The organism is Coraliomargarita parva (genome assembly GCF_027257905.1).
GTDB lineage: Bacteria > Verrucomicrobiota > Verrucomicrobiia > Opitutales > Coraliomargaritaceae > Coraliomargarita_A > Coraliomargarita_A parva.
In genome coordinates, this window is record NZ_JAPZEI010000006.1 from 207686 (window position 1) to 224440 (window position 16755).

20 protein-coding genes are annotated in these 16755 nt (G+C 57.2%); 15 read left to right on the top strand and 5 right to left on the bottom strand.

Annotated features, from left to right (window positions below; genetic code table 11):
- Window position 1: 1 nt before the first annotated feature.
- Genes O2597_RS10795 through queA form a run of 3 tightly spaced genes read right to left on the bottom strand, consistent with a single transcriptional unit; the run spans window position 2 to window position 2459 of the window.
- Window positions 2–808, bottom strand: a complete 807-nt coding sequence (locus O2597_RS10795; protein WP_269524696.1) for a hypothetical protein — start codon at window positions 806–808, stop codon at window positions 2–4.
- Between the two features lies 1 nt (window position 809).
- A complete protein-coding gene (locus O2597_RS10800) occupies window positions 810–1334 on the bottom strand; it encodes an RNA polymerase sigma factor (protein WP_269524698.1) in 525 nt (174 codons plus the stop codon).
- 45 nt (window positions 1335–1379) lie between these two features.
- Window positions 1380–2459 (bottom strand): tRNA preQ1(34) S-adenosylmethionine ribosyltransferase-isomerase QueA, encoded by a 1080-nt coding sequence (gene queA, locus O2597_RS10805; RefSeq protein ID WP_269524699.1) that lies wholly within the window; start codon window positions 2457–2459, stop codon window positions 1380–1382.
- Between the two features lie 70 nt (window positions 2460–2529).
- Between queA and tilS the strand changes: the two genes are divergently transcribed.
- On the top strand, window positions 2530–3987 hold the full coding sequence (tilS, locus tag O2597_RS10810) for a tRNA lysidine(34) synthetase TilS (RefSeq protein ID WP_269524700.1): 1458 nt from the start codon (window positions 2530–2532) through the stop codon (window positions 3985–3987).
- Between the two features lie 13 nt (window positions 3988–4000).
- Window positions 4001–6049, top strand: a complete 2049-nt coding sequence (gene ftsH, locus O2597_RS10815; RefSeq protein WP_269524701.1) for an ATP-dependent zinc metalloprotease FtsH — start codon at window positions 4001–4003, stop codon at window positions 6047–6049.
- A 75-nt stretch (window positions 6050–6124) separates the two neighbouring features.
- Here ftsH and O2597_RS10820 read toward each other — a convergent pair whose 3' ends face one another.
- Window positions 6125–6544, bottom strand: a complete 420-nt coding sequence (locus O2597_RS10820) for a SufE family protein (RefSeq protein WP_269524702.1) — start codon at window positions 6542–6544, stop codon at window positions 6125–6127.
- A 397-nt stretch (window positions 6545–6941) separates the two neighbouring features.
- Between O2597_RS10820 and rpsL the strand changes: the two genes are divergently transcribed.
- The 4 genes from rpsL (at window position 6942) to rpsJ (ending at window position 10403) form a co-directional block, all read left to right on the top strand.
- On the top strand, window positions 6942–7322 hold the full coding sequence (gene rpsL, locus O2597_RS10825) for a 30S ribosomal protein S12 (protein ID WP_269524705.1): 381 nt from the start codon (window positions 6942–6944) through the stop codon (window positions 7320–7322).
- 23 nt (window positions 7323–7345) lie between these two features.
- Window positions 7346–7819, top strand: coding sequence for a 30S ribosomal protein S7 (gene rpsG / locus O2597_RS10830; protein ID WP_269524706.1), 474 nt, complete (start codon window positions 7346–7348; stop codon window positions 7817–7819).
- 45 nt (window positions 7820–7864) lie between these two features.
- Window positions 7865–10012 carry an elongation factor G gene (gene fusA / locus O2597_RS10835; RefSeq protein WP_269524708.1) on the top strand — a complete coding sequence of 716 codons (2148 nt, stop codon included), beginning with the start codon at window positions 7865–7867 and terminating at the stop codon, window positions 10010–10012.
- Between the two features lie 82 nt (window positions 10013–10094).
- Window positions 10095–10403, top strand: coding sequence for a 30S ribosomal protein S10 (gene rpsJ, locus O2597_RS10840; RefSeq protein WP_269524710.1), 309 nt, complete (start codon window positions 10095–10097; stop codon window positions 10401–10403).
- A 108-nt stretch (window positions 10404–10511) separates the two neighbouring features.
- Here rpsJ and O2597_RS10845 read toward each other — a convergent pair whose 3' ends face one another.
- Window positions 10512–11525 (bottom strand): hypothetical protein, encoded by a 1014-nt coding sequence (locus O2597_RS10845; protein WP_269524712.1) that lies wholly within the window; start codon window positions 11523–11525, stop codon window positions 10512–10514.
- A 277-nt stretch (window positions 11526–11802) separates the two neighbouring features.
- On the opposite strand from O2597_RS10845, the gene O2597_RS10850 reads away from it, so the two are divergent.
- The 9 genes from O2597_RS10850 (at window position 11803) to rpsC (ending at window position 16740) form a co-directional block, all read left to right on the top strand.
- Window positions 11803–12165, top strand: coding sequence for a single-stranded DNA-binding protein (locus O2597_RS10850; protein WP_269524714.1), 363 nt, complete (start codon window positions 11803–11805; stop codon window positions 12163–12165).
- A gap of 425 nt (window positions 12166–12590) precedes the next feature.
- Window positions 12591–13235: a 50S ribosomal protein L3 gene (gene rplC / locus O2597_RS10855; protein ID WP_269524717.1), complete on the top strand. Its 645-nt coding sequence runs from the start codon at window positions 12591–12593 to the stop codon at window positions 13233–13235.
- A 25-nt stretch (window positions 13236–13260) separates the two neighbouring features.
- Window positions 13261–13899 (top strand): 50S ribosomal protein L4, encoded by a 639-nt coding sequence (gene rplD / locus O2597_RS10860; protein WP_269524719.1) that lies wholly within the window; start codon window positions 13261–13263, stop codon window positions 13897–13899.
- Window positions 13896–14186 (top strand): 50S ribosomal protein L23, encoded by a 291-nt coding sequence (gene rplW / locus O2597_RS10865; RefSeq protein ID WP_269524721.1) that lies wholly within the window; start codon window positions 13896–13898, stop codon window positions 14184–14186. Before rplD ends, rplW begins: the two co-directional genes overlap by 4 nt.
- A gap of 17 nt (window positions 14187–14203) precedes the next feature.
- On the top strand, window positions 14204–15049 hold the full coding sequence (rplB, locus tag O2597_RS10870) for a 50S ribosomal protein L2 (protein ID WP_269524722.1): 846 nt from the start codon (window positions 14204–14206) through the stop codon (window positions 15047–15049).
- An 18-nt stretch (window positions 15050–15067) separates the two neighbouring features.
- Window positions 15068–15337: a 30S ribosomal protein S19 gene (rpsS, locus tag O2597_RS10875; protein ID WP_269524723.1), complete on the top strand. Its 270-nt coding sequence runs from the start codon at window positions 15068–15070 to the stop codon at window positions 15335–15337.
- Window positions 15338–15365: 28 nt separating this feature from the next.
- Complete coding sequence (locus O2597_RS10880; protein WP_269524726.1) at window positions 15366–15737, top strand: hypothetical protein; 372 nt, start codon at window positions 15366–15368, stop codon at window positions 15735–15737.
- Between the two features lie 5 nt (window positions 15738–15742).
- On the top strand, window positions 15743–16078 hold the full coding sequence (rplV, locus tag O2597_RS10885; protein WP_269524727.1) for a 50S ribosomal protein L22: 336 nt from the start codon (window positions 15743–15745) through the stop codon (window positions 16076–16078).
- Window positions 16079–16104: 26 nt separating this feature from the next.
- On the top strand, window positions 16105–16740 hold the full coding sequence (gene rpsC / locus O2597_RS10890; protein WP_269524729.1) for a 30S ribosomal protein S3: 636 nt from the start codon (window positions 16105–16107) through the stop codon (window positions 16738–16740).
- Window positions 16741–16755: the final 15 nt, after the last annotated feature.

Sequence of the window (16755 nt, forward strand, 5' to 3'; positions counted from 1 at the left end):
CTTAGATGAAGCGCTTGAAGCAACCTTCAGCCGCCTTCGTGCTCAGAATGTAGATCTGGTCGTCTTCCTGCCAGACCCGGAAGGCATGGTTCCGCACCTCGAAGTTCTCGGGACTTGCGGGAAACTCTTCCTTCAGGTCGCTCCGTTGCACTGTGATCAGATGATACACAGCTCCATTCTTAAAGCAAATCATGCTCAATTTAACGCCGTCGTAGTCGTAGGTTACACAGCCCAGCGTGCCCATGCTTTGGAGGCCGGAAGGTATGTGCCTGGGGGTCGGCGAAGCGTGGTTGCTCAGGTAGGTGGTCAACTCGTTCAGTTCCGGCGCGCGCAGTTCCATGGCCGCCGGGGAGATGGCGTCGATCCGGTCGGCCAGGAATTCCAGTACGCGGGGAACCGCAGCGGCGACGACCTGCGGGTGGTCCGCTGCTTGCGGGGCGGATTGCCGGTTGAGCTGAATCGTGCTAAGGGTGAGCAGAATGGCCAGCGTTGCGGCGATACCGACCCAGGGGTTGCGCCACCAAGCCTGTTGGGCGGTGGGGGCGAAGTTTTCCTCGTCTGTTGTCTCCTGGCAGGCATGCGCCTGCAGCCCTGCCAGAATGCTTCCTTGTAGGTCGTCCGGGACGTCAATGCGTGAGAGTTCACCGGCGAAGGTCCGGTCGAAATCCTGTTGGGCTTCAAACCAGACGCGCAACTCGGCGTCTTCCTCGAGCAGGGCAAGCGCTTCCGCAATGGCCGGGTCCTCCCGGTCATCGGGACAGTCGGGCCGGCAGAGCTGGAGCAGGTGTTGTGCTTCTTCGCGGTTCATCTCAAATGTTATCTTCGGCGGTTTCCGCTTCCTTGCGCTGGAAGACTTCACGCAGTTGGTTTTTGCCCCGGGAGAGGCGCGACATCACGGTTCCGATCGGGACGTCGAGTACGCTGGCGATCTCCTTGTAGGAGAGGTCCTTGATATAAAAGAGGGTCAAGGCTTCGCGATAGACGGCGTCGACCTCGGCCAAGGCCTGAACGGCCAGGTTGGCGTCCAGGCTGCGGCGGATGTGGGGTTCGACGCTGCCGCCGGTTTCTTCCAGCATGGAAGGCTCATAGTTGTCGATGCGCTCGTCCTTGCGCTTGCGCCGGAGGAACTCCCGGTAGAGCGTGGTGAAGAGCCAGGATTTGACCTTTGACTTATCGCGCAGGGAGCCGCCTTTTTCCGCGTAGATGAAAAAGGTCTGCTGTACGAGGTCGCCGGCATCGTGCTCATTTTTCGCTAGGCTGTAGCCGAAGCGATAGAGCGGTTGGTAGTATTCACTCACGATAGTTTCCAAGTCCTGGTTTCTGGTTTTAACCATGTGAGTGTCCGGATCGCGGGTTATTCCTGAGGGGATGCTATTTTTTTAGAGGATCAGCATGGCATCGCCGTAACTGTAGAAACGATACTTACGTTCAATGGCTTCGGCGTAAAGTTCCTTCAGCCAGGAAATCCCCTCCATGCTGCCAGGGGTCAGGAAGGCGGATACGAGGCAGAGAAGTGTGGATTTTGGTAGGTGGAAGTTCGTGATGAGGGCATCCACACCCGTGAATTGGGCGGGCGGGTAGATGAAAATGTCAGCCTCGGCCTGAACGGAGCCGCTTGGAGTCAGGCACGTGGCGGGGTCCCGTCGAAGGGCATCCTCGATGGACCGTACCGAGGTCGTGCCAACGGCAATGCGCGGCCCGGGGGCATCGCTTTGGAGTGCAGCCATGGCGGCCGCCGGGATCTCGTACCACTCATGGTGGATGTTGTGGTCCTCGATTTGGTCGACTTGGATGGGGTGGAAGGTACCGATTCCTACCTGCAGGGTCAGGTCGTAAAAGGTCGCGCCCCGGGCTTCGAGTTCGGCCATGAGGGCCGGAGTGAAGTGCAGGCCGGCGGTGGGGGCCGCCACCGCGACGCGCTTGTCGGTGTCGGCGTAGACGGTCTGGTAGCGTTCGTTGTCGTTACTGCGGCGCGGATCGTTTTCCGTACGTTCGATATAGGGCGGTAGAGGCAGGATGCCGAGCCGCTCGGCCAGATCGGTGACCGACTCCTCCCGCTCCAGATGGAAGCGGATACGGTAGTTCCCGTTGCTGCCGGCTTCCAGGACCTCGGCTTCGCACTCGCCGGGAATGAGGAAGCGTCCCGCATTGTAAGTCTTCTTGCCCGGTCGGAGCAGGCACCACCAGGTGAGGGCGTCCTCGGCAGGTTGTAGCAAGAGGCACTCGACTTTGCCGCCGGTCGGACGTTCGCCAAAAAGGCGTGCCTTGAGCACGGCTGCATTATTGCGGAAAAACCGCGCGTTGGGAGGGAGAAAGCGGCCGATCTCGGCAAAAGACGCATGTGTGACGCTTCGCTCCGAGCGGTTGACGACCATCAGGCGCGAGGCGTCGCGCGTCCGGGCGGGTTCTTGGGCGATGCGTTCGAGTGGGAGTTCGTAATCAAAGAGGGAGGCGTCCATGGTTGAAAAGCCGGGTTGAGATTGTCATCGCTGTCCTAATCAGTCCTCTTATACCTAGGACAACCCTTAAATGTCGAAAAGAGTCCAAAGTCTAAATTGGCCGGATGCGGCCCGGGCCTTGAATGCGCGGATTCACGTCGGAATCGAGCCGTCCGTCCTGGCCTACCTGCAGGCCTTGCCTCAGCAAGAGTTGGTGGTCGCTTGTTCCGGAGGTGCCGATTCGCTGGCTATGCTCTGCCTGCTCTGGGCGCAGCGCGGGGAATTGGGCTGCCGGATCACGGTGGCGCATTACAATCACCGATGGCGGGCTGAGGCTTCGGAGCAGGATGCCGAATTTGTCCGCAAGGTGGCGGCGGCGCTGGACTTGCCTTTCTGTTCAGAGTCCCGGCCAGACGACGAGGCTGCTTTTACTGAAACCACCGCCCGTGAATTACGCCTCCGGTTCCTGCGCCAGGTCGCGCGCCAGACCGGAGCGTCCTGTATCGCATTGGGCCACCAGAAGGACGATATCCTGGAGACCCAGCTCATGCGACTGGCCCGGGGGGCGGGGGCGGATGGTTTGGCGGCACCGCGCCCGGTTCACGATTTCAGTGACGAACCCGCCCATCTGCGTCCGATTCTCCACCTGCGCGCCGGCGATTTGCGAATGGCCCTCAATCTCTGTGGTATCCCGTGGTGCGAAGACCGGTCGAATGAGGATGTCCGGATTGCACGCAATGCGCTTCGGATCAAGGTGATTCCGGAGTTGATTGAGGCGACCGGGCGCAATGCTCCGGAGGGGGCCGCACGCTCCCGCCGCTTGTTGGAGGAAGATGCGGATGCGCTGGACGCACTGGCACGGGAGCGTCTTTCCGACGCCTACGAGGGGGCTTCCGCTTTGGATCGTGCGCTCTGCCGTTCCACGCATATGGCGCTGCTGCGACGGGCGGTTTCGCACTGGCTTCACAATGATGAGGGGATCCAGACGGTGAGTGCCCAGTTGATGGACCAACTGCTGGAAGCGATCCGGAGTCGTCAGGACCAGCATCGTTTTTCGATCGCCTCCTGTTTCATACTAATGGATGCCCAGCGGATCTGGCTGGAGCCGGCCAAGGACGCGGTCGATTCCGGACGCTTGGAGGCCTGTGTGGTCGAGCCGGGGGAGACGGCCCTGCTTTCGACGGGAGCTTTGTTTGAAACGGAGTGGGTCGAATTGAATGCCCCGCTTCGGGCGCGTATTCTAGGGGGAGGGATCGATCCGGCGGATGAAGTCTATCTGGATCTTGAGCCAGTGGAAAGCCTTACTGTACGCCCCTGGGAGGCGGGGGACCGGTATCGGCCTCTCGGCGCCCCGGGTTCCAGGAAGCTGCAGGATTGCTTTACGGACCGGCGTGTGCCGCAGAGGGAACGATTGAGTCTACCGGTTGTCACAGCCGCCTCAGGCAGTATATTATGGGTGCCGGGTTTTCCTCCTGCCGAGACCTGTAAAATCCACCCGGGAACACAGCTGGCTCTACGATTGACTTACCGCATGAGGGATTCACTTTGAGCCTGAATAAGACATGTCATCCAAGCAAAACAGCCCTCAAAATAATAACTCTGGAAGAAACGGACCACCTGAGCGCTTTCAACCGAAAGTGCTCCTGATCTGGCTTGTCATCATCACTGCCATCGTTGCGCTGTGGTTTGCCCAACCGGGCACCGGCACGAACAATGAGGCCTTGACGATCAGCGAGCTGGTGCAGTCGATTAAGGACGGACGTATCGAGAAGGGGGCCGGCGTGATGAAGCCGGACCCGACATTCGGCCAGAATGGTTACGTGATCAGTGGCCAGATGAGTGATCCGCAGTTCAGCGGGTCGATGACTGAGGGGAGCTCGGTGCCGAAGGTGAACTTCACCGCCCAGGGACGTCTGACCGAAGACGACTTCCTGCTCGTGCGCGAGGTGCTCAGCGAAAAGCGCCGCAGTACGGCTGTTCAGGACATTATTATCAGCTTCCTTCCTTTCATCCTGATCATCGGTTTGCTCTATTTCCTCTTTGTCCGCCAGTTGAAGAATGCCGGGCGCGGGGCGATGAGCTTCGGCAAGAGCAAGGCGAAGATGCTGACCCGCGAGAAGGACTCGGTGACCTTCAAGGATGTTGCCGGCTGTGATGAAGCCAAAGAAGAGGTCAGTGAGGTGGTTGATTTCCTGAAGGACCCGAAGAAGTTCCAGCGTATCGGTGGACGTATCCCGAAGGGGGTCCTCATGGTCGGCCCTCCGGGGACCGGTAAGACGCTGCTGGCCAAGGCGGTGGCCGGGGAGGCGGAAGTGCCCTTCTTCTCTATCAGCGGTTCCGACTTTGTTGAAATGTTCGTTGGTGTCGGGGCCGCCCGTGTACGCGATATGTTTGAGCAGGGGCGCAAGAATGCCCCCTGTATTGTCTTTATTGATGAAATTGACGCCGTGGGCCGCCAGCGGGGTGCCGGCCTGGGCGGCGGGAATGACGAGCGTGAGCAGACCCTCAACTCGCTGCTGGTCGAAATGGACGGCTTTGACGGCCACGAAGGCGTGATTATTATCGCCGCGACGAACCGTCCGGACGTGCTCGACAGCGCTTTGCTGCGTCCCGGACGTTTTGACCGCCAGGTTACGATCGATTTGCCGGACCTGAATGGCCGTCATGAGATCCTGAAGGTGCACGCCAAGCGGATCGCCCTCTCGGAAGAGGTGAATCTGGAGCATGTGGCGCGAAATACGCCGGGCTTTTCCGGTGCCGACCTGGCAAACCTGCTCAATGAGGGTGCCCTCATCGCGGCCCGCTATAATAAGAAGGTGGTCGAGATGCAGGATATCGACGAGGCCCGCGACAAGATTTCCTTCGGTCGCGAGCGTCGCAAGCTGATGGATGACGAGGACCGTAAGATTACCGCTTTCCATGAAGCCGGCCATGCGATTGTCCAGGCTGTCATCGACGACGGTCATTTGCCGGTGCACAAGGTGACGATTATTCCGCGCGGCCAGAGTCTTGGTTCGACCATGTTCATGCCGAAAAAGGATGTGCTGAACCACTCCCGTCGTCGTTTATTGAACCAGATCTGTTGTGGTATGGGAGGCCGTGTCGCGGAGGAGCTGGTGATGGGCGATATCACCAGTGGTGCGTCCGGGGACATCCGCATGGTGACGAAGGTGGCCCGCCACATGGTGTGCGACTGGGGGATGACGGACCTCGGTCCGGTCGCCTATGGTGAAAACAAGGACCATGTGTTCCTCGGGCAGGAGATCCAGCGCTCGCAGAACTACAGCGAGGAGACGGCCCAGAAGATCGACAAGGCGATTCACGATATCGTCGAGGAGCAGCACAAGCGCTGCCGTGAGATCCTTACGGAAAACCGCCATGCGCTGGATGTGTGTGCCGAGGCCCTGCTGGAGCACGAAACCATCGACGGCAAGCACGTGCAGGAAATCCTTGAGTTCGGTGAAATTCGTTCGCCTGTGATTAAGCGTGAAGTTCCGGAGCCCAAAGATGATGAAGCCGAGGACGAGCCAGAGGCGAAGAAGAAGCCCGAGGGGAATAAGGACGATGGCGGTCTTGCCGGTGAAAGTGCCCCTGCTGGTGCACCAGCCTAAGCCTCTTTTATCCTGCCAGTTCTGATTCTCGCTCGGAGGCCGACGCCCCCGGTCTGCTTTGAGGCAGCCGAGGGCCTAGGATTCCGCCATGCAGGACTTGGCGAAGCGCTGGACCGATTCCACGATTCGGCTGAGTCCGTTACGGCGGTTGGGTGACAAGTGTTGGGTGATGCCGACCTCCCCGAGAAAGGCTGCGTCATTCTCAATGATAGCTTCGGGTTTCTGTGCGCTGTAGAAGTCGCAGAGCAGGGTGGCAATGCCCTTGACGATGGCCGAATCCGAGTCGGATTGGAAGTAGCAGAGTCCGTCGCGGAATTCCGGGACGACCCAGAGTTGAGACATGCAGCCTTCAATCTTGAAGGTCTCGATGCGCAGGTCGTCGGGCAGAGTGGCTGCCTTTTTGCCGCAGTCGACGATGTATCCGAGCCGTTCGTAGGGATCGGGGATGAGCGTAATCTCTTCGACGATGGCCTGTTGTTTTTCTTCTAAAGTCATGATCGGTCTGGTCTGATACGGAATTTCGGGAGCCTGTGAACCATAAAAACAGCAGTCAAGGTGCCGATCATGAGGTAGACCCTATTATTATACACCGCCAGCAGGGACGCTTATAGTGAATGTAAGCCACTGTGGCGATGACGGGGCGAGTCCGAAAAGAAGGCCGTCTGCGCCTGAAAAAGCTTGCAGGGACTTGAATTTAGGGCAGTTTCCGCAGCCTTTAATTCACACCGACACTCCCTGATTCGGGCTTGAGCCAGTATTGATGCGGCTAGGTTACGGGTTGGGGTTGCCTTGTCGGCGGCGAAAATTTTGCAATAAAATCCTTGCACAGGATTTTCGAAACGCTACTTTCGCCGTCTTTCTCTAAATCCAGCGATCTAAATTTCCTAGTTTCATGCCAACAATCAACCAACTCGTCCGCGCACCTCGCGTTGTGCAGAAGGTAAAGTCAAAGTCACGTGCTCTGGACAAGAACCCGTTCCGCCGTGGCGTGTGCGTGCAGGTCATGACCCGTACGCCCAAAAAGCCGAACTCCGCTATCCGTAAGGTGGCCAAGGTTCGTCTGACTAATGGTATTGAGGTCATCGCCTACATTCCTGACGAAGGTCACAACCTTCAGGAGCACAGCATCGTGCTGGTTCGTGGCGGTCGTGTGAAGGACCTTCCGGGTGTACGTTACCATATCGTTCGCGGCACGCTGGACTGCGTTGGTGTGGAAAAACGCCGCCGTAGCCGCTCCAAGTACGGTGTGAAGCGCCCGAAGGAATCCAAGTAATCCACTTTTAAATTTAAGATATCATGTCACGTCGTCGCCAAGCCGTTAAGCGTCCGATTATCCCGGATCCCCGTTACAACAGCACTCTGGTCACCAACCTGGTCAACATGATCATGGAGCGCGGTAAGCGCACTTTGGCTCAGCGTATCGTTTACACTGCTTTCCAGCGCGTGAGCGAGAAGCTCGGCAAGGGTGATCCGGTCGACCTCGTCATGGGTGCATTGGAAAATGCACGCCCGAAGCTTGAAGTGAAGAGCCGCCGCGTTGGTGGTGCTACTTACCAAGTCCCGGTTGAAATTTCCTTTGAGCGCCAACAAAGTCTGGCATTCCGCTGGATGGTGGCCTCTGCCCGTAAGCGCAAGGGTGTCCCGATGGACGAAGCGCTCGCCGATGAGATTGTTGACGCTTACAACAACACCGGCGCTGTTGTGAAGAAGAAGGAAGAGACCCACCGCATGGCACAGGCCAACCGCGCCTTTGCCCACCTGCGCTGGTAGGTCCTACCTGCTTCTACTTTTGTTCTTTTCCAGTCGAATCCGTTTATGTCCGCCGTTGCTACAGCATCCGTGAATTCGCCGAAGCGTAAGTTCCCTTTGGAACATACGCGCAATATCGGCATCGCGGCGCATATCGACGCGGGGAAAACGACGACTACCGAGCGCATTCTCTTCTATGCGGGCGTCGTCCATAAGATGGGCGAAGTTCACGAAGGAAGCGCGGTTACCGACTGGATGGAACAAGAACGTGAGCGCGGCATCACGATTACCTCTGCCGCAATTTCCTGCCATTGGAAGAATGAGCAGGGCCCCTACGCCGGTATTAATCATCAGATTAATATCATCGATACTCCCGGGCACGTGGATTTTACCGCGGAAGTCGAGCGTTCGCTCCGTGTGCTGGATGGGGCCGTCGGCGTCTTTTGTGCCGTGGCCGGCGTGCAGCCCCAGTCCGAAACGGTCTGGCGGCAGATGGACAAGTATCATGTCCCGCGTATCGCATTTGTGAACAAGATGGACCGGGTCGGTGCCGATTATTTCGCGGCGATCGAGTCCATGAAGGAGCGTCTCGGAGCCAACGCCCATCCTATTTTCCTTCCGATCGGAGCGGAGGAGGATTTTACCGGCCTGATCGATCTGGCCAGCATGCAGGCCCGCATCTATGATGCCGCCGATGCTTCCGGTATGACCTATACGATCGGTGAAATTCCGACGGATTACCTCGATCAAGCCAAGGAGTACCACGAGCAGTTGATCGAGGCCTTGGCTGATTTTGATGATGACTTGGCGACGAAATACCTCGAAGGCGAGGAATTGACCGCCGATGACATCCGGAAGGCCATACGAAAAGCCACCGTATCCCTCGACTTCGTCGGTGTGATACCCGGCAGTGCTTTCAAGAACAAGGGGGTGCAGGCGGTACTTGACTCGGTGGTCAATTACCTGCCAGGTCCGCTCGACCTGCCTGCGATGAAGGGGGAAGACTCCCAGGGGCGCCCGGTCGAGGTGTCTCCTGACGATAGTGCGCCGGTAACGGGACTCGCCTTCAAGCTGATGAATGACGGCTATGTCGGCAAACTGGTCTTTTTCCGTGTCTATTCCGGTTCCCTGAGTAAGGGCTCGGTTTTGCATAACCCGCGCACCGGTAAGACGGAGCGTATTTCCCGTCTCCTGATCATGAAGGCGGATGCCCGTGAAGACATCGATACCGCCTATTCCGGTGATATCTGTGCCTTGGTGGGCGCCCGTGATGTGGTTACCGGGGATACCCTTTGCTCGAAGGGGCAGGATGTTCGCCTGGAGCCTCCCACATTCCCGGAGCCGGTGATCTCGATGTCCATTGAGCCGAAGACGACTGCCGACCAAGAGAAGCTTTCCAACGGCCTGCAGCGCTTGGCTGAAGAGGATCCGACCTTTGTTGTGAGCTCGGACGAGGAGACCGGCCAAACCCTGATTGCGGGGATGGGCGAGTTGCACCTCGAAATCATCCGCGATCGTCTTTTTCGCGAATTCAAGGTCGGTGCCGAAGCCGGTCGTCCGCAGATCGCCTACCGCGAGGCTTTCGGTGTCGCAGCGGATGGCGAAGGTAAATTTATACGCCAGTCCGGTGGCAAGGGCCAATACGGTCATGCCCGCATCAAGGTGGAGCCGCTGAAGCGCGGTGCCGGGATCGAGCTCGAGGATAAGATTGTCGGTGGTGCGATTCCCCGTGAATTCATCAAGCCGACCCTCGACGGTATTAAAGAGGCCGCTCACAACGGAACGGTTGCGGGCTATCCGGTTGTCGACTTCAAGGTCACGCTTTTCGACGGTTCCTTCCATGATGTGGACTCCTCCGAAATGGCTTTCAAGATGGCAGGTATTTTCGCTTTCCGTGATGCCATGCAGAAGGGGCAGCCGATCCTTCTCGAGCCGGTGATGAAGGTCGAAGTGGAGACCCCCGAGGATTACCAGGGCGATATCATGGGCGACCTGAACCGCCGTCGCGGTCAGATCCAGAGCATCAAAGCGAAGGCTAACTATGTGATTATTTCGGCCCTCGTTCCGCTTGCGGAAATGTTCGGCTACTCCACCATCGTCCGCTCGCTCAGTAAGGGCCGTGCCTCCTATAGTATGGAGCCGGAGAGCTTCGAGCAAGTGCCGCCGAATGTGGTCAATGCCATACTCGAAACTTCCACCCGGGGACGCTACTGAGCCGTTACCTGATTCTTAATTCTTCCGTGAAGACGCTTGAGCGCCTTTCCCAGTTTAACCAAAACCTTAACCAAACATAATTATGAGTGCACCTCGCATCCGCATCCGCCTTCGTGGCTTCGATTACCGCGTCATCGACCAGTCCGCCAGCGACATCGTCGAAACAGCAAAGCGTTCCGGCGCCCGTGTATCGGGCCCTGTGCCGCTTCCGACTCGTATTGAAAAGTTTACGGTGAACCGTTCCGTTCACGTTAACAAGAAGTCCATGGACCAGTTCGAAGTCCGTACCCACAAGCGGCTGATCGATATCATCGAGCCGACCGCTGCAACGGTGGACGAGCTCAAGAAGCTCAACCTTCCGGCTGGTGTGGATATTTCCATTAACGTCTAAGACGTTTCCGGTTAATTTGAAAAAACCCGCGATCCTTACGGTTCGCGGGTTTTTTTATTCCTGTCTGCCGCGTCGGCAGGCAGGTGAGGGTGGTATGGTTTCAGCGCTCTAGAAGCGCACAACAGTGGCGGTTCGCTTGACCTCGGGGGTCCCGTTGCTGAGTTCCGGAAAAAAGAGCCACTCGTTGATCCTGCAGGCTAGGAAAATCTTAGCTTCTTCGTCCTCCAGGCCACTGATTGCCTTGGTTTTGACGGTTCCGTCTGGCTGGATGTCGAACACGACCTTGCAGTCGATTGGGCCTGTTTGCTTGTAGAGCTCTTCCGGTAGGTAAGGCGTGAAGTGGTAGAAGGGGGTGGGCTTCAGGTCCTTTCCGGGGTTGTTCTCGAGGTACTGCTTCATGTAGTAGGCATGCTCATGTTGCTTTCTGGCGGCAAAATGTTTGGATATGGCTCCGTCGAAGCTGCTGCGGACGGGCATGCCTTTGCTGAAGAAGACAACAAAGAAGTCGTCGTATAGGTTTTTATGTTCTGGGTTACCGACGGTGAAGCCGAGGCTCTTCTCGATCTTGCTCTGTGCTGGAAGCTCGCCGAGTTCGATGAAGCGCACGACTAGCTCATTGGTTTGATCGCCTGCGATGCCCTCCTTGGATCCGAAGAATACGGCGGCATAACAGTCCTTGACGGCTTGGTCGGTGGACAGTGTTAAGTCGATGTTGATGTGGTCGGTCGGGCTCATGCCCACGCTGGTGAAATTGTTGAGCTCTACTCCCAGGCCGCGACCTCCGGACTTGCCCATGTTATTGGTATCGATCGAACCCTTGATCGATCCGGTAGAAGTAAAGGACTTGTCCAATACCGCTATGTAGCCGGGAGCGAACGTCTCGAGGCGGTCGAAGCGGATGCTGCTGAGCTTGGCTGTCTTTTCCTTTCCATCGACCAGGGCTAGAATCTTCTTCTTCTCGACTTTGACGATGGGGTAGTTCTGCTCTCCTTTCGGGTAGAAGCAGCCCAGGGGGTAGTAATCGGATGAACCGAGTTCGGAGGCTTTAATAGGCCCGGTGTGGAGTCCTGTGCAGATCAGGGCTGCCAGGAGAGGGCGTAGTGACTGTGGAAGGATTCGCATGTTCATGGATATGATTAATTGGTGGATTGCTAAGGAAATTTTCGTTAGCAAAGAGACTTCCAAGGGGATTGCACGCGTAGAATTTGAGGGCGTGGGCGCAATTAGTCGCATTGATGACTAGCCGGCATGGCGCTAATTGAGCCGCTTCCATTGAATAGGTGCTCTTATGTGCACTTTTCCTTGACTTGTGCTTGTCGTTTGTCAGGATCGTTAGTGTTCCAATCGTCGGAACAGATTCATTCACAAGAGCCAATAACCCGAACTGAAAGGAAATATCATGAATCAGACGATACTGAGTGGACGCCTCACCTCCGATATCGAAACGCGGAACGTGGGGGAGCAGCATCTGGGTAAGTTCACGCTTGCCTGTAATGAAGGAGACCGGGTGGTCTTTATGCCGGTGGAGTGCTGGAATATGCCGCATCTCCCCAAATACTTAGGCAAGGGGTCGAAAGTACTGGTGGCTGGCAGTTTAAAGCAGGACCAGTGGGAGACTGAAAAGCACGAAAAGCGTAGCCGGATCGTGTTGGCAGCCTTCAGGGTTGAGTTCCTGAGCCCGATGGAGAAGGAGCCTGAACCGGATTCGGGGCGTACGGCATCGCCGACCTCGCGCTCGGGACGACGCACGCGTGTCGCCTAGCGGCCAAGCCTTCCGTTCGGGGCAGTGTCAGGAGGCACTGCCCTTTTTGCGGGGGCTCATTGCGCTAGCTTGGGCTGAGCTGTCTCGAGTGTGGAAATCCTGGATGTAGTCGGTCGCGGGTTGGAGTTGACTCGATGGGGGTTGCTGGTTGCCTTGATCGATGCCTTGCCGCTTCAGTTTGGGGAGCGTAATAATTGTGTGATTGGATTCTGGGGTGGAGTCCTTAGGCGAGGCTGCCTGCGGACCCTGTCGGTGATTTTTCGTGTATATTTTTTGAGATTTTGAAAAATCTAGGGTTGACGAAGGGAAAACTACCACCTTTTTTCGTCCGCTCGCTCCCGATCGAGCGATTCACTCACATTTTTTATTAACCACTAACGCAGGTCTCTTCAACGGAGCAGCCGCTCCACCTGCCACTTAGTATTATGAACGTAGCCCTACTTGGTAAAAAGATAGGTATGACTCAGGTATTTGACGAAGAGAATCGTCTGGTGCCTGTCACAGTCATCGAAGCCGGACCCTGTCCGGTTACCCAGATTAAGTCCGCGGAAAAGGACGGATACGACGCCGTACAGATCGGTTTCGGTGCCCAAAAGGCACATCGTATGTCGAAAGCGGCCCTGGGACACCTTGCAAAGGCAGGTGTTGATCCCGTTTCCGAACTCCAGGAGTTTCGTACCAATGGCGATGCCGAGCTGAATATCGGTGATGTATTGACTGTTGAGAAATTTGAAGCCGGCCAAAAGATCGATGTGGTCGGCACGTCCAAGGGGCGTGGCTTCCAAGGCGTTGTGAAGCGCTACGGTTTCGCCGGTGGTCCTGCTTCCCACGGTTCGATGTTCCACCGTCGTGGTGGTTCCTATGGTATGTGCCAGTGGCCGGGCCACGTGATCAAGGGCAAGAAGATGCCGGGTCACATGGGCAACACCCAGCGCACCGTACAAAACCTGACCGTTGTCAAGGTGATCGCCGATAAGAACCTCATCCTGATCAAAGGGAGTGTTCCGGGCGCACGCGGCAGCCTCGTGACTGTTCGTACCGCAATCAAGAATAAGGCCTCCAAGGCGTAACCCATAGAACGAAGGAGGACATACGATGAAACTCAAAGTTTTTACAGCTGACGGGAGCAAGAGCGAGGAGAAGGATTTTCCTCAGTTCCCTGAATTCGAAGGTGAGAAGGGGCTTGCCGCATTGCGTCAGGTTGTGCTCGCACAACAGGCCAACAAGCGCCAAGGCAATGCCAGCACCAAGACTCGCGCCGAAGTGAGCGGTACTGGTAAGAAGCTGTTCCGCCAAAAGGGTATGGGGACCGCCCGTCAGGGTGAGCGCCGCGTTCCGCACCAGCGTCATGGTGGTGTGGCCCACGGGCCGAAGCCCCGCGACTATTCGCAAAAGATCAACCGCAAGATGAACAAGCTGGCGTTCCAACGTGCGCTGTTCGAACGCGCCACTGAAGGCGGCCTTTCGGTGATCGAAGCGCTCGAAGTCAAGGAGCCGAAGACCAAGCTCTTTAACAAGGTGCTGACTTCCGTTCTGCCGAAGCATGGCAAGGTCCTGATCGTGGATGATGCCTTTGAAAACAACGCCGCCTTGGCTGCCCGCAATATCGAAGGGGTTTCCCTTTCCGAAGCCGGCAACCTCAGCGTGCTCGATCTTGTTCGTTTCCGCCAGGTCCTCATCAGCAGCAAGGGGATCGAAACCATTCTCGCCCGCGCCAATGGAGGTGAGTCATGATTATTGCCGATAAAATTCTCAAAGAGTACCGGGTCACGGAAAAGGCAGCACTTCTGTCTGCCAATCTGAACCAGTACACCTTCGAAGTCGCTAAAGAGGCCAACCGCAAGGAAGTCGCCCGCGCCGTCGAGAAGGTGTTCAAGGTCGAAGTGACCAAGGTCAACATTCTCAACAAGAAGCCCAAGCTCAAGGTCGACCGCGCACGTCGCGGACGTCCGGGTACCAAGGGCGGCCATAAGAAGGCCATCGTCACCCTCAAGGAAGGCGATAAGATTGAACTCGTCTAAGTAGGAGAGCCGATACCATGCCACTCGTAGATTCCAGACCTTTGACTCCCGGTCAGCGTTTCCTCACACGGAACAAGCAGGACGTCTCCAACAAGAAGCCGGAGCGTCGCCTGACCACTCAGAAGCACAACAAGAAGGGCCGCAATTGTTATGGCCGTATCACTTCGCGTCGTCGCGGTGGTGGTCACAAGCGCACTTATCGTATTATCGACTTTCGTCGTGATAAGTTCGACATCCCGGCCAAGGTGCAGGCGATCGAATACGATCCCAACCGCTCCGCCAATTTGGCTCTGCTTGCCTATGCCGATGGTGAAAAGCGCTACATCCTTGCCCCGCGTGGTGTCAAGGTGGGCGATGTGCTCCTTAGCGTGAACAAGCGCGTCGAGTTCAACCCCGGTTATTGCATGCCGCTGGCTCTGATTCCGCCGGCCACCAAGATCCATGCGATCGAATTGCACCCGGGCCGTGGCGCTCAAATCGCCCGCTCCGCCGGTCAAGCCGCTCAACTCGTCAATGTCGACGGCGAGCGTGCCACGATCAAGCTGCCGTCCGGTGAAATCCGTTATTTGAATGCCAAGTGCCGTGCCACCATCGGTGAAGTCGGCAACCACGAGCACGAAGGTCAAAGCCTGGGTAAGGCTGGTCGCCGTCGTTGGTTGGGACGTCGTCCCCGCGTCCGTGGTGTGGCGATGAACCCGGTCGATCACCCAATGGGTGGTGGTGAAGGCCGCACCTCCGGTGGCGGTCATCCCCAGTCGCCTTGGGGTCAGCTCTCCAAGGGCTTCCCGACCCGCAAGAAGTCGAACCCGACCAACTCCCAGATCCTGGTTCGCCGTAATGGTCGTCCCATGAAGAGAAAGTAACCCGTCTTTTAAGCAGTCATGTCACGTTCCATCAAAAAAGGTTTCTTCGTCGATCCGCACCTTGCCAAGAAGGTCGAGGTCGCCCAGGCCAACAATGATCGCAAGCCGATCCAGACTTGGTCCCGCCGTTCGACCATCACGCCCGATTTCGTTGGCCTTAACTTCAACGTTCACAACGGCCGCAGCTTCCTGCCGGTCTATGTGACGGAAAACATGGTCGGCCACAAACTCGGCGAGTTTGCACCGACCCGTACCTTCAAGGGCCACCCGGCCGGTAAGGGCAAGTAAGTCCGGAGAACCGACCTAGTATTCATCCATGAATGTTTTCACACAGTCTTTCGCCAAGCTCGGTGGCAGCCTCCTTCTCGGAGTGCTGCTCACCGCGACGGTGCTGTGTGCCGATGTTCCGGGATTTGTCAAAGAGCCGATCCATAGCCCCAACGCCGCAGTCGTTGCCAAGGTTGTGCCTTCGCTTTCCGCCGATGTCGTCATTCTGGACGGCGGCCGTGAGCAGGGCCTGCGTCTTGGCATGGTTTGCTCCGTCTCCCGTGGCTTCAAGCAGGTCGGTGAACTCATCATCATTGAATCACGCAGCAACCGTTCCGCAGGACTGATCCTCGAACTCGCTGAAGACGCTTTCATACAGTCGGGTGATATCGCCCGTATCAAAACCCTTCAAAACAGCTAATAGCCATGCAGGTCAAAGCCTACACTAAATACGCTCGTATGTCGCCCCGCAAGGTGCGCGAGATCACCCGTGCCATCCAAGGCCGTAATGCTGCCGAGGCCGTCGAGATCCTTCGCTTCATCCCGCGCAAGTCGGCACGTCTGGTCAGCAAGACGCTCCAGTCCGCCATCGCGAATGCGGAAAACAACAACAACCTCTCCTCGGATGCCCTGACTATCGCGTCCGCCGTCGTGGAGGAAGGCCCCGCCTTCAAGCGTTTCCGTCCGGCTGCCCGTGGTTCCGCACATCCTTACAAGAAACGCACCAGCCACATCCGTATCGTCCTTTCCGACGAAGCCTAAGCTGACACCCAAACAGAATTCGAACTATGGGACAAAAAACACATCCGATCGGTTTCCGCCTTGCCGTCACCCGTGACTGGGATTCCCGCTGGTACGCGGGCAAGCAGGACTATGCTGCCTACGTCAAGGAAGACCACACCATCCGCACTTTCCTCGAGAAGAAGCTGCGTTATGCGTCCGTGCCCCGCATCTTCATCGAGCGTGCATCCGGCCGTATCCGTGTGAAGATCTTCACCGCCCGTCCCGGTGTGGTCATCGGCCGCAAGGGGCAGGAACTCGATAAGCTGAAGGCTGAGCTCAACAAGAAGGTGGGCAAGGACATCATGCTGGACATCCAGGAAGTGAAGCGTCCCGATCTGTCTGCCCAACTGGTCGCCGAGAATGTCGCTCTTCAGCTGGAGCGTCGTATCGCTTTCCGTCGCGCCATGAAGCGTGCCGTTCAAACCACGATGGCGATGGGTGCCGAAGGTATCCGTATCCAGTGTGGCGGCCGTCTGGGTGGTGCCGACATTGCACGTACCGAGCAACAACGCCAGGGCAAGGTGCCCCTTCAAACGCTGCGCGCCAACATCAACTATGGCTTCAGCGAAGCCAGCACCGTTTACGGTATTATTGGCGTGAAGTGCTGGATCTGCCTGCCGTCCGACGAGTCTGTTCTCTAAGACCGCAAACCATTT

Coding starts and splice junctions, on each gene's coding strand:
- O2597_RS10850 (WP_269524714.1), top strand. CDS start 11,803: ATGAATCAGACGATACTGAGTGGACGCCTCACCTCCGATATCGAAACG.
- rplW (WP_269524721.1), top strand. CDS start 13,896: ATGATTATTGCCGATAAAATTCTCAAAGAGTACCGGGTCACGGAAAAG.
- O2597_RS10880 (WP_269524726.1), top strand. CDS start 15,366: ATGAATGTTTTCACACAGTCTTTCGCCAAGCTCGGTGGCAGCCTCCTT.
- rplD (WP_269524719.1), top strand. CDS start 13,261: ATGAAACTCAAAGTTTTTACAGCTGACGGGAGCAAGAGCGAGGAGAAG.
- rplC (WP_269524717.1), top strand. CDS start 12,591: ATGAACGTAGCCCTACTTGGTAAAAAGATAGGTATGACTCAGGTATTT.
- O2597_RS10800 (WP_269524698.1), bottom strand. CDS start 1,334: ATGGTTAAAACCAGAAACCAGGACTTGGAAACTATCGTGAGTGAATAC.
- rpsS (WP_269524723.1), top strand. CDS start 15,068: ATGTCACGTTCCATCAAAAAAGGTTTCTTCGTCGATCCGCACCTTGCC.
- fusA (WP_269524708.1), top strand. CDS start 7,865: ATGTCCGCCGTTGCTACAGCATCCGTGAATTCGCCGAAGCGTAAGTTC.
- rplB (WP_269524722.1), top strand. CDS start 14,204: ATGCCACTCGTAGATTCCAGACCTTTGACTCCCGGTCAGCGTTTCCTC.
- ftsH (WP_269524701.1), top strand. CDS start 4,001: ATGTCATCCAAGCAAAACAGCCCTCAAAATAATAACTCTGGAAGAAAC.
- O2597_RS10820 (WP_269524702.1), bottom strand. CDS start 6,544: ATGACTTTAGAAGAAAAACAACAGGCCATCGTCGAAGAGATTACGCTC.
- queA (WP_269524699.1), bottom strand. CDS start 2,459: ATGGACGCCTCCCTCTTTGATTACGAACTCCCACTCGAACGCATCGCC.
- O2597_RS10795 (WP_269524696.1), bottom strand. CDS start 808: ATGAACCGCGAAGAAGCACAACACCTGCTCCAGCTCTGCCGGCCCGAC.
- rpsC (WP_269524729.1), top strand. CDS start 16,105: ATGGGACAAAAAACACATCCGATCGGTTTCCGCCTTGCCGTCACCCGT.
- rpsJ (WP_269524710.1), top strand. CDS start 10,095: ATGAGTGCACCTCGCATCCGCATCCGCCTTCGTGGCTTCGATTACCGC.
- rplV (WP_269524727.1), top strand. CDS start 15,743: ATGCAGGTCAAAGCCTACACTAAATACGCTCGTATGTCGCCCCGCAAG.
- O2597_RS10845 (WP_269524712.1), bottom strand. CDS start 11,525: ATGCGAATCCTTCCACAGTCACTACGCCCTCTCCTGGCAGCCCTGATC.
- rpsG (WP_269524706.1), top strand. CDS start 7,346: ATGTCACGTCGTCGCCAAGCCGTTAAGCGTCCGATTATCCCGGATCCC.
- tilS (WP_269524700.1), top strand. CDS start 2,530: ATGTCGAAAAGAGTCCAAAGTCTAAATTGGCCGGATGCGGCCCGGGCC.
- rpsL (WP_269524705.1), top strand. CDS start 6,942: ATGCCAACAATCAACCAACTCGTCCGCGCACCTCGCGTTGTGCAGAAG.